Genomic DNA, 11,603 nt, shown 5'->3' with positions numbered 1-11,603 from the left:
TCGCCCCTACAGGACGCGGGCCGATGAAGACGCAAGGTTTTGAAGCACGATTCTCTCAAAATCTTGCACCTGTTTCGCGAGAAAAGCCACAAAACCCTTACCTTGCCTACATTTCACCTTTATTCAGCAAGCCCTAATTAGTCTGTTTTTTCTTGACTCGATCGCAATTAAGCGATCGAGTTTTTTTGATAAAAAAACATCACTTCGGGTTAATACGGAGTGAAACCCAACCACCGAGGATCTATTACCCTCTCCCTACAGGAATCGCACTTGGCACGACCAGAAACTGCCCGATGTTGCTTACCACTTTCTAGCCGTTTTGTCAACACCCTATAGAATTAAATATCATACCAGACGATAAATGATAACTATAAATAATCAATGGTCGTAAAGAAGAGACAGCTGCAATAGGATTAATGCAGTCTTTCTGAACTTTTTTAGAGATCATGAAAACCTTACCTATGTCTTTGGTGTTAGCGGGAATTAGTAGTTTACTTGTACTAATGGGGGGGGGTAAACCCTGTCCGCGCGGCGGTTCTGATCGGGAATCTCCCGCAAACGAATGATATTAATTCTAATACCATTAACAACACCAGCCTAAAAGCACTCGCCTTCACCCTGCCTGCGGGTAACAATTACAGCCTCGACAACGCCATCCTGCGACTCAGGGCCTACGAAACCGGAGATGCTCCCCTCGTCCAGATCCGCAATGATGTCGGGGGTAGCGATCCGGGCAGTACCGTCCTCGCCACTTTCACCAATCCCACCCCTCAAGGATTGGGAACCTTTAACTACACCTTCACTCCCACTGGCCCCCTCACGTTTACCGCCGGTACTAAATACTGGTTATACGTTACCAGAACCAGTGGAAGTTTCAGCTGGCAGGCCTCTAGTCCTGGCATAACCCCGACGGGCATCGCCACGTTATCGGGAAACCGGCTTAGTTTTAACGGTGGATCGAGTTTCAATAACAGTTTCCTTTTTAACAGTTTCCAGATCAACGCAACCGAGATAACCGGTCCGGTGGCCAGCACTCCCGAACCTGGTGCGATCGCGGCCTTGTCCCTGTTCGGATTGGGTTTACTGGGGGTTAAAGGTCGTCGGAACGAGGGATAAGTTGCCGTAGGTTGATTCATGAATCAACTCTCATAGCTGTAGGTTAGGTTGAACAGAGTGAAACCCAACCACCGAGGATCTATGTCGGGTTTCGTTGCCTCAACCCGACCTACGAATTTACTATACAAACGGGGAAACTTTTAAGGATTAGGGATCGATCGCACCAGCAGAGTCAGAATACTGGTTAATACTGCCACTACCACGGGAATAATCAACGATTTTGCTCCCTTAAGGTCCGATACATCCTTAATTAAAGCGTTCTGTGTTCCCTCTACTTTTTCCAATCGCCTATCAATAATCTTGAGTTCGGTTTTCACCTCGGCCATATCTACTTTTAGATCGGTGACATCTTTCTGTAAAGAGTCTAATTTTTCCGTGATATTTGTCAGGATAATTTCTAGGGAATCGGTGACGGGGGCTTGACTCATCTGAATTTCGGGGAATATTCGATCGCTCGGTGATATTGTAGGCTGATAATCGTTGCCGTTTCCTCTCTCTTATAACAAAGAAAAAACGACTGCCCCCGCCGTTGGTGGAGATTTCGACTAATAATCAATAGATCAAAGCAAAAGTAACTGGATTTCCTGAGAAAGTGGCTAATACTAAATCAGGCTATTAAAAACTGATTATTTATTCCCCTTTGCCTTTTGCCTCATGCCTTTTGCCTAAAACCCATAACTTTTGTACCTCACTAGACTGAAAAACGCTATAGTATAAGCTCTTGTGCAAAAACAAAAGAGTTGAGCGGAAACACTCAACTCCTTGGTTATCTATGCTTGATTCTATAAAGTGTTATTGTGACTGCCAAAAACTTGCGCTTTTAGTGCATCAATTTCGGCTAATAACTCGCGGCGATTTTCATCCTTGAGCAGATAGCGCCAGACAAACCAACCAGTATAAACGATCCCAACTAATTGTAGGATAGGAGCAAGGAGGGGAATATCATCGATCGCATCTAAAACCGCTAGGGTAACTTTCACGGTGACAAAACTCGCTAAAATTGCCCCCAGAACGATTAAAGGTTTTTTGTATCCAGAGAAGAAACCACCGATATAATCGGGGACGTTAGCCAGATAGGACATCACCGAATCCCAAACGGGTTCTACATATTCAGACCAAATCTGTTCGGTGCTGCTGCTGGGTTTGCTCAGAGACCCGGGTGAATCCGTTCTAATCGGATTTTTGGTCTCGGTGGGTTGCATTGATTCCATATTAACTGATCCTCATCATAAAGGTTAGACAGTGCGCGAATACGACCAACGGGGGTCAATTTTAACAGACTTAATAGACTAACTCGCTGTTGCCCATATTATCGGATAATTGCGATAGTAGGCGGAAAGTTTCTCAACAACTATTAAGAATCAAGGATTTAGCTTCTCAATTTTATCGTCAGTCTGACCGCAATTCTCTATTCTAACAGCAGGTAGCGATCGGAGTTGAGGAATCAGGGGGCGTCAGTTGGGTGCTGGGGATTGGTTGTTAGGATTACCAGATAAGATAATTAAATGCAGACTAAATATCTTCGAGATGCGTTCTATGGACTCCACAGTTAGCTTGCTTACCCGCATTACTCAAACACCTGGCCAGTGTGGTGGTCGTCCTTGTATTCGGGGGATGCGAATTCGAGTAACGGATATTTTGGAAATGTTGGCGGAGAATGTGAGTATAACTGAAATTTTAGAAGACTTTCCCGATTTGGAACTCGCAGATATCCAAGCTTGTTTACTTTTTGCAGCACGGTGTACGGATTTTCCTAAACTAACGGCATGAAAATTTGGATTGATGCTCAACTACCTCCAACTCTAGCAAGCTGGTTATCAGCGACCTTTGATTTAGAAGCATCGTCCCTGCGAGACTTATCCCTTCGAGATGCTCAAGATATCGATATCTTTGCAGCAGCGCGAGCGGAAAATGCCGTGATTATGACCAAAGATAGTGACTTTATTGATTTGGTTTGTCGTCTGGGAACACCTCCTCAAATTTTATGGTTAACCTGTGGTAATGTCACAAATCAGAATCTGCGGCGATTACTGACAGCTACTTTACCCGATGCGTTGAAACAACTAGAGCAGGGAACAATAATTGTAGAGATTAGCAATACTCCTTAAAATCCTCCCCTATTCCTGGATAAGTTGCATGGGTGCGGTGCGAGGATCGATGATTTTCTGACCTAAACCCGAAAATTTGACCGCTAGATTCATTTTTTTGCCGGTACCGAGGATATGGGTCACTTCTCCTTCTCCAAAAGTAGAGTGTAACACTCGATCGCCTACCTGCCATTTTCTTTGATCAGAGACAGCTTTTTCCATAGGAACCACTTTTGGGGTCTTTTTCGGTTTCAGGTTGCTTGTGAGCAATTCTGGGGGCAATTCCTGCAAAAATTGGGAAGCTACCTTCATCTCTTTATTCCCCCAGACATATCTTTCTTTTGCGTAGGTTAAAAATAATTGTTCCTTGGCCCGAGTCACTCCCACATAACATAAACGGCGTTCTTCCTCAAGGGCAATGGGATCGTTTAAACTACGATTATGGGGAAAAATGCCCTGTTCTAAACCGACTAAAAAAACGATGGGAAACTCTAAACCTTTGGCGGAATGTAGAGTCATTAACGAGACTTTTTCTTGACCTTCCTGAAGATTATCTAAATCCGAGGCTAAACTAGCACTAGCGAGAAATTCGCGTAGATTAGTTTCCTCGTTTTCCTCTTGGAATTGTACCACGGCGCTATAAAGTTCTTGGATATTTTCGATCCGGGTATCAGCTTCCTCGGTTCCCTGCTGTTTTAATTCATCAATATATCCCGAATCTTCCATGATTTTATCTAAGATTTCACTAGCGGATAAATCGGTGATTTTTTCTTGCAGGTTTTGGATAGTTTTAGCTAATTTATTGATGCTTTTAGTCGCACGACCGGCGAGAGTATTAACGGAAGTTTCATCGCTGATAATTTCCCATAAAGGTACTCCTAATTCTTGGGCAGCTTTGAGCAAATTATCGATTGTGGTTTTACCGATACCGCGCCGGGGAGTGTTAATAATTCTCAGTAAACTAACGGTATCGGCAGGATTGGCAATCACTCGTAAATAAGCGATCGCATCTTTAATCTCCTGTCGATCATAAAATTTAAATCCCCCGACAATATTATAGGGGATATTATTGCGAATTAACCCATCTTCAAAGGGGCGAGATTGGGCATTAATTCGGTAGAGAATGGCAAAACTACCCCAATTTAATTCGGGGTTTTCTTGGGTAAATTCTCGAATTTTATCGATAACAAAAGATGCTTCTTCCTGTTCATCTCTGGCTTTAAAAACATAGATACTCTCGCCACCTTCCCTAGTAGGAACAAGGACTTTATCGATTCTTTGACTATTATTTTCAATTAACTTATTAGCCGCTTGTAGAATATTTTCCCGTGAACGATAGTTTTCCTGTAGTTTCACCATCGTGCGAGTATCATCATCGGGTAAACCATCGCCAAAGTCCGCTTGAAAATTGAGCAGAATAGTAAAATCGGCCATCCGAAAACTATAGATAGATTGGTCGGCATCACCCACCACAAAAATTGATCGATCCGTCCAATTCCACTCACTTTTTTTCGTTTCACCATTGGTGGACAAAAGCCTAATTAACTCGTACTGAATCCGGTTAGTGTCTTGGTATTCATCGACTAAAATATGCTTAAATTGCGTGTGCCAATAGCCGAGAATAGACTCATTTTGCTGAAAAAGGCGGACTGGAACCAAGATCAAATCATCAAAATCTAGGGCGTTATTTTGCGCCAATTGCATCTGATAAGCCTGATAAACCTCAGAAATGACCTTTCCCCGAAAATGAGGGTTTTCTCTGGCGTAATCTCTGGGGTTTAAACCTAAATTTTTGGCATTACTAATCGCATAACGTAGATTGCGAGCATCAAATTTTTTATCATCTAAATTCATTTGTTTAGTGACGATATTTTTCACTAAACTCTGGGCATCAGATTCGTCCATAATTGAAAAATTTCTCTGCCAACTATGACCATATTCATCCTGATATTTATTAATGTCATAGCGCAAAATCCGACCGCAAAGACTGTGAAAAGTCCCGATCCAGAGTTTTTTAGTATAATTCCGATAAACTTGAGAAAAGAGTTTTTTCTGTTCGTATTCTGCCAAAAGTTCTAATCTTTGACCGTAGTTTTCCCGTGCTTTCTGTTGAGCAAAAGTTTTTTCAATTCTCGTTTTCATTTCCCGGGCCGCCTTATTGGTAAAAGTGACCGCGAGAATATTTTCCGGATCGACCCCGTGATGACGGATCAAATGGGCGATACGATAGGTTAAAGCGCTGGTTTTTCCCGATCCTGCTCCAGCAACCACCAACAAAGGGCCGCAAAAATGCTCAACAGCGATGCGCTGGGAAGGATTGAGTTGTTCTAAATAATCGGCTGTGACTGTCATAATCTTTCCATATAGCTCTGCGACCTCTATTACTCAGGCTACATCATCGAGACGGGGATCGGGCATTAGTCAACCCCTTGAAGAGATAAAAATTTTTTGGGCTAGTTTGTTTCAAATCGCTCAAGATTCTAAGTTGTCCTCTACAATGGAATTAGCGGAGACGAAAGTTTCCGTTCACTCCTCACACCACACTCCGTCCGGACAATGTTCGGGCGGTTTCTTATTGAAAATACTTGATCTCTACAAATTCCCTGTTACACTGTATGATCAAAGATTTCTTGGAATCTTTTTACGTTCAAATGTACTACTATGTGAGGGACATCACTTGTCTAAACGTTATTTGTTCACCTCGGAATCGGTTACAGAGGGACATCCCGATAAAATTTGTGACCAGATTTCTGATACCATTCTCGATGCTCTGTTATCCCAAGATGACCACAGTCGTGTAGCGGCTGAAGTGGTTGTCAATACAGGGTTAGTCTTGATTACCGGTGAAATCACCTCGAAAGCGCAAGTTCATTTCGTCAATTTAGTTCGCAGTAAAATCGCTGAAATCGGTTATATCAACGCAGATAACGGATTTTCCTCGAATAGTTGCACCGTTTTAGTCGCTTTAGACGAACAATCTCCCGATATTTCCCAGGGTGTCACGGCTGCTCAGGAAAATCGCGAACTTCTCAGCAATGATGAACTCGATAAAATTGGTGCGGGAGACCAGGGTATTGTCTTCGGTTTCGCTTGCAATGAAACCCCCGAATTTATGCCCTTACCGATTAGTTTAGCCCACCGCATCGCTCGCCGTTTAGCGGCAGTCAGAAAAACGGGTGAACTGTCCTATCTGCGTCCCGACGGTAAAACGCAAGTATCGGTCATTTATGAAGATGGTCGTCCCGTGGGTATCGATACCATCCTTGTTTCTACCCAACACGATGCTACTATCGGCGATATCACCGATAATGATCTCGTCCAACAAAAGATTAAAAGTGATCTCTGGGAAGCGGTAGTACAACCGGTCTTCAGCGATTTAGAAATTAAACCCGATGCCAATACCCGTTATCTGGTTAATCCCACTGGAAAATTCGTCATTGGTGGACCCCAAGGCGACGCGGGATTAACGGGACGGAAAATTATCGTCGATACCTACGGTGGCTATTCTCGTCACGGTGGCGGCGCTTTCTCCGGTAAGGATCCTACCAAAGTCGATCGCTCCGCGGCCTATGCTTGCCGTTATGTGGCCAAAAATATCGTCGCTGCTGGTTTGGCCGATAAGTGCGAGATTCAAGTGGGTTATGCGATTGGGGTAGCTCGTCCGGTGAGTGTCTTCGTGGAAACCTTTGGCACTGGCAAAGTCGCCGATGATGTGATTCTGGACTTAATCAATAAATACTTTGAACTCCGTCCGGCTGGTATTATCCAAACCTTTAACCTGCGCGGTTTACCCAGTGAAAGAGGCGAGCGTTTTTACCAAGATGTAGCCGCTTATGGTCATTTTGGTCGCAATGATCTCGATTTACCCTGGGAAAAGACCGATAAAGCCGCTATCCTCAAAGAAGCTTTGACTTCTGCGCTGGTATAGGGTTAAAAATTAACTGAAAATTTTGATTGAGGAGTAGAGTTTCAGGCTCTATTCCTTTTTTATACTAAATTCGTTGAGTATAGGCTACTTAGGGTTTGCGGCAAAAAGTTTTTCGTGGGGGTAGGGTGTGGGGTGTGGGCTTCGGCCGTGAGCTCAGCCGAACGGGTGTGGGGTGTAGGGTTTTACCGATTTTCAGGGGGTCAATTACCTAATTTTCAGGGAAAAAGTGCCTAAATTTCCCCCCCGATCACCCCAAGATCTGGCACTTTTTGATGGGAAAAAAGTCTAAAATTCTTATCCAACAAGGTTTTTAGATTTATTCAGCACACCCTACTTATGAGAAGAGGCAAAAGCGGGAATAAATAATCAGATTTTCTAACCTGAAGATTAATCTTCAGTTTGCTAGGCTAAAATCCGAAAGAATAACCAATTTTTAGCTTTAATTGACTTTGATCATGGCTATTAGTGGCAATATCTCCCTCAATACCGAAATCGATCACACTTTGACGATTAATTTGCTGACGAATTCCCATTCCAGTGCGAATTAAAGCACCACCATTACTATTATCGCTGGTAATTACGCCCAATTCTGCTAGAAAAGTTTGATCGAAGCGTTTCGGATAACCAATCGGTCGGGAGTAACCGAGAATTGCAGCGGGTAAAAAAGATCGATCGCCGTTATCGGGGTCAGTTTTTATGTTTAAATCGAGATTAAGATGCAAGCGATCGAATTGACCAACAGTTTTACTGGCAATTCCCCGCAGACGAAAATCTAATCCCCCGGCATTATTTCCCGTCGGTAATCCTAAATCGGTACGAATAGCAAAAGCGGGGACATTATCGTATTCTCGATTGAAATTATAGAAAAAACCTACAGATAAATTTCCCACATCAAAATCCGTATCATCACTATTCACTCGTCCTCCTACTTGCGGATCGATGCCGATAATAATATGACCATTGCGAATAATACCGTTGAGGTATTCAATATCAAACTCACCACCGACATTGCTGTTTTCAGGAAAGACTAGACTTCCTCCAAATTCTATCGATTGTTCCCCAAAACCCATACTTTCAGAATCATCAAAAGAAAGGGGACGACCGGAATCAAGATTGTTATGATCGTTGGCAAAAACTGGATTGGTAAAACTGGCAACTAAACCCACGGCAATTAATAAAAATCTTCTCATTTTGTCGGTTCCTCTTGATCATTGCTGTGGTCAGGTTTTTTCTCCGTATTAGCAGGGTTTTCTGGGGAGTGATTTTCGTGGTTATGGTGTTGGTGATCTCCTCCCTCATCTACTTGAGAATTATCGGGTTTTTTCTCAGAATTATCAGGATTTTCGTGATTATGACCTTCGTGAGAAATATCTGCTGGCATTAATCCCATACCCGGAATTCCTGACTGAAAACGATGATCATGTAGTCCTTCACCACCATAATTTTTTCCTGCTTCCATTTCCCGATGATTAGCAGCCATTACTAACCAAATAGCGCGGGTAATTTGTTCGTCTTTTTGTTGGGGAGTTAGCCAATCTGATGCCAGAATATCATTAACCATATCGTGCAACATATGCAGGTTATCGAAGGTGTTAGATATTGCAGGAAAACGTCGGGCAAACTTGGGACTAAGTTCGGCAAACATGGGCATAAAAGCTCGATCGGTGCGATATAATTCCTTAGTATGATATTGTTTACCCACCTGTTTATAAGCCTGTTTTTGTTCCTCTAAAGTTTTCTCATAAAGCAAGTCATACATTGTTCCTTGTAGCCAATGGTAGCCCCAAAATAAGCCATTTACTTTCGGATATTTCTGCCGAAAAGCTTTAGAATAGGGCTGGGAATCCAGATAACCCATATTCATCGGTAATCCAGTAATAGCATAGGGAACTTTTGTCAAGTAAAATTGATATAATTTTTCAATTTCTGCTTCTTTTTCATCATTAGTTAATTTGCTGCTGGCTAAAACATCAACGGTTTGAGCATGGAAAATATGCGCCCACTCGAAAACCTGTTCTAAAACACCGTATTTTCTGCCAAAAGTTGGGGAGATATTACCCTCGTCGGGCATAAATTTAGGCGGATTTTTTAAAACCCAATTAATTTTTTGGTATGTCTTAGTTTCTAAATCTTTCGCTTTTCCTGTTACGATATCTTCGTAGGCAAAGGCATGACCAACAGCGATCGCATTCAAATCTAAAGCTAAATCTCTGACATTATAAATGGCATTGTTATAAACCCCTCTTTGGGGATAAATATGATTACGTTGCTTGTTATACATCCAAGCTGGTATATTGTCAGGAATTGCTTGTAAAGTCTGAGGTTGAGGTGACTGAGTATGTAAATGTTGAGCAATTACAGGAGTAGAAATTAGTGCTACAGTTACCAATAAAATTAACTTTTTCATGATAGTTAAACCTTGAGATTAGGGCAAATAAATTGATTGTCTTTTGCTGGTGTATCCGTCCATCCTTGCAGGGTTTCGGTTAATTGTTGACGCAATAAAAGCAATTGTTCCACTTGTCGATCGATCTCAGCAATATGTTTAATTAATTTTTCCTGAATATCTCCACAGGGTAACTCGCCCTGGTCATGAATTACTAAACATTCGCGGATCTCTTGCAGACTTAAACCCAAGGATTGCAATCTTTTGACAAATAGCAAGCGATGGACAGTATCGGGAGTAAATAGGCGAAATTGTCCCTCTGTCCTCTCAGGAGAATGAATTAGTCCTAATTCCTCGTAATAACGAATTGTTTTAATTGAAACGCCACTTTCTAGGGAAAGTTGACCGATTTTGAGCATTATTTTTGCTCCTTAATCCTATCGTTACTCCATGATAAAATCTCCCCTTGACTGGAGAATCAAGGGGGGGAAAGAAATATTTTTTTAACTGACTTTACACTCAACTCCAAAACCGACCAAGAGAACTTTTTCTAAGGGTTCTCCCTCCTGGGGACGTTGATAGTTAATAATTTTGCGAATTCGCAGGTCTGGATTGATTAAAGTAATTGAATCCACGGAAACACTGCGAGTATAATTAGTGGTCATTAATAACTCTCTGGTGGTGGAATCAAAGCGAAAAGCGGAGATAATTGGTCTTGCTTCTTCGTAGGCGCGATCACGAAGATAATCCCCTTCTAAATAACCATTATTTTCTGCTTTAACCACAAATAAAAGATTAAGATTTTGTCGTACTTCTTCCCCTTTTTCCGAGATGGTATAGAAACCTAAATTAAACCCGGGGATACTTTCTAAATCGGCAATATCAACATAGTTATTATCTCTCAGAACTTTCTGTTTAATCTCCCTGGTGAGGGGTTGGATGAGAAATTCAGTGCGGGAACGTTCCACTTCTTGAGCAGCTAGATAATGATAGGTTCTTTCCGTTTGCCAACTACCGACACAATAGGCAAAAAATTGCTGAAAAATTTCGGTATTCATAGATTTAATTCTCCTGTTGCCAGTATCTTAATCTTGAGTTATTCTATCACTAAGTTGTTCCCTATTTTCAAAACCATAACAATCTCGAACCAGATAAAGTGGCCTACCCTTTACTTCTTCATAAACCCTGCCAATATATTCGCCAATAATACCAAGAGTGAGTAGTTGAATTCCTCCTAAAAATAAGACAGCAACCATCAGAGAAGCGTATCCGGGTACATCGATTCCTAAAATAATAGTCCTGAGAATTAAAAAACTAGCATAAACAAGACTAACAAGTGCAATGATAAATCCTACATAGGTCCAGACTTTCAGAGGTAAAAAACTAAAAGAGGTAATACCATCAATGGCAAAATTCCATAATTTCCAGTAATTCCATTTAGTTTGTCCTTGATACCGGGGTTCTCGATCGAATAAAATTGATGTCTGTTTATATCCCACCCAAGCAAATATTCCTTTCATAAATCTTTGACGTTCGGGCATCTTTTTAATTGATTCTACCACTCGGCGATCAATCAAGCGAAAATCTCCCGTATTAGGGGGAATAGGAACCCGACTTAATTTATTAATGACTTGATAGAAACCTTCTGCGGTGAAACGTTTCAACCAACTTTCGCCAATTCTAACCCGACGGGACGCATAAACCACATCATAACCCTGCTGCCATTTTTCGAGCATTTCGGCAATTAATTCGGGGGGATCTTGTAAATCAGCATCAATAGGAATGACTGCCATTCCTTGACTGTAATCAATTCCTGCTGACATGGCAATATCTTTACCAAAATTCCGGGATAAATTAACCACTTTAATTTGTGGGTAACGTTGATGATATTCCAGGAGATTTTTGAGAGTATTGTCACGACTACCATCATTGACGCAAACGATCTCATAACTGATATTTAGTGCCTCTAAAACCGCTAAAAGTTGCCTAAAGAGAGCATCGATGTTTTCTTCTTCGTTATAAAGAGGAACAACAACAGATATTTTCACGGGTATTTGATTTGATAGCATATTAATTTACCAAAAAA

The 11,603-nt window shown here is 41.8% G+C and carries 12 protein-coding genes; 4 read left to right on the top strand and 8 right to left on the bottom strand.

Annotated elements, in window-relative coordinates; all coding sequences use genetic code 11:
• Positions 1-537: 537 nt before the first annotated feature.
• Positions 538-1,116 carry a choice-of-anchor R domain-containing protein gene (locus tag ACOCD9_RS17420; RefSeq protein ID WP_419548053.1) on the top strand — a complete coding sequence of 193 codons (579 nt, stop codon included), beginning with the start codon at positions 538-540 and terminating at the stop codon, positions 1,114-1,116.
• A 140-nt stretch (positions 1,117-1,256) separates the two neighbouring features.
• Here the strand turns inward: ACOCD9_RS17420 and ACOCD9_RS17415 are convergent, their stop codons facing one another.
• Positions 1,257-1,544, bottom strand: coding sequence for a shikimate dehydrogenase (locus tag ACOCD9_RS17415; protein ID WP_409803908.1), 288 nt, complete (start codon positions 1,542-1,544; stop codon positions 1,257-1,259).
• Positions 1,545-1,898: 354 nt separating this feature from the next.
• Complete coding sequence (locus ACOCD9_RS17410) at positions 1,899-2,327, bottom strand: CAAD domain-containing protein (protein WP_287702970.1); 429 nt, start codon at positions 2,325-2,327, stop codon at positions 1,899-1,901.
• Between the two features lie 325 nt (positions 2,328-2,652).
• Here ACOCD9_RS17410 and ACOCD9_RS17405 point away from each other — a divergent pair, with 325 nt between their 5' ends.
• Together ACOCD9_RS17405 and ACOCD9_RS17400 are read left to right on the top strand one after the other, a co-directional pair.
• On the top strand, positions 2,653-2,886 hold the full coding sequence (locus ACOCD9_RS17405) for a DUF433 domain-containing protein (RefSeq protein ID WP_039899814.1): 234 nt from the start codon (positions 2,653-2,655) through the stop codon (positions 2,884-2,886).
• Entirely contained in the window at positions 2,883-3,224 is a 342-nt protein-coding gene (locus ACOCD9_RS17400) for a DUF5615 family PIN-like protein (protein WP_193956888.1), read from the top strand. The genes ACOCD9_RS17405 and ACOCD9_RS17400 overlap by 4 nt, the downstream gene beginning before the upstream one ends.
• Before the next feature lie 9 nt (positions 3,225-3,233).
• Here the strand turns inward: ACOCD9_RS17400 and pcrA are convergent, their stop codons facing one another.
• Positions 3,234-5,555 (bottom strand): DNA helicase PcrA, encoded by a 2,322-nt coding sequence (gene pcrA / locus ACOCD9_RS17395; RefSeq protein WP_419548052.1) that lies wholly within the window; start codon positions 5,553-5,555, stop codon positions 3,234-3,236.
• A 325-nt stretch (positions 5,556-5,880) separates the two neighbouring features.
• Here pcrA and metK point away from each other — a divergent pair, with 325 nt between their 5' ends.
• Positions 5,881-7,131 (top strand): methionine adenosyltransferase, encoded by a 1,251-nt coding sequence (metK, locus tag ACOCD9_RS17390; protein ID WP_419548051.1) that lies wholly within the window; start codon positions 5,881-5,883, stop codon positions 7,129-7,131.
• A gap of 407 nt (positions 7,132-7,538) precedes the next feature.
• Here metK and ACOCD9_RS17385 read toward each other — a convergent pair whose 3' ends face one another.
• From ACOCD9_RS17385 to ACOCD9_RS17365, 5 genes are all read right to left on the bottom strand, one after another.
• Positions 7,539-8,321, bottom strand: coding sequence for a hypothetical protein (locus tag ACOCD9_RS17385; protein ID WP_419548050.1), 783 nt, complete (start codon positions 8,319-8,321; stop codon positions 7,539-7,541).
• The gene (locus tag ACOCD9_RS17380; protein WP_287702964.1) at positions 8,318-9,538 is read right to left on the bottom strand and encodes a hypothetical protein; all 1,221 of its coding nucleotides are present in this window, start codon (positions 9,536-9,538) and stop codon (positions 8,318-8,320) included. The genes ACOCD9_RS17385 and ACOCD9_RS17380 overlap by 4 nt, the downstream gene beginning before the upstream one ends.
• A 5-nt stretch (positions 9,539-9,543) precedes the next feature.
• Positions 9,544-9,936: a MerR family transcriptional regulator gene (locus ACOCD9_RS17375; protein ID WP_287702962.1), complete on the bottom strand. Its 393-nt coding sequence runs from the start codon at positions 9,934-9,936 to the stop codon at positions 9,544-9,546.
• A gap of 84 nt (positions 9,937-10,020) precedes the next feature.
• Positions 10,021-10,575: a phycobiliprotein lyase gene (locus tag ACOCD9_RS17370; RefSeq protein WP_287702960.1), complete on the bottom strand. Its 555-nt coding sequence runs from the start codon at positions 10,573-10,575 to the stop codon at positions 10,021-10,023.
• Positions 10,576-10,602: 27 nt separating this feature from the next.
• Positions 10,603-11,586, bottom strand: coding sequence for a glycosyltransferase family 2 protein (locus tag ACOCD9_RS17365; RefSeq protein WP_287702958.1), 984 nt, complete (start codon positions 11,584-11,586; stop codon positions 10,603-10,605).
• Positions 11,587-11,603: the final 17 nt, after the last annotated feature.

This window comes from Microcystis sp. (genome assembly GCF_048564745.1).
GTDB classification, from domain to species: domain Bacteria; phylum Cyanobacteriota; class Cyanobacteriia; order Cyanobacteriales; family Microcystaceae; genus Microcystis; species Microcystis ichthyoblabe_A.
Note: the sequence above shows the minus strand (reverse complement) of the source record. Positions and strands in the feature narration are given on the sequence as shown.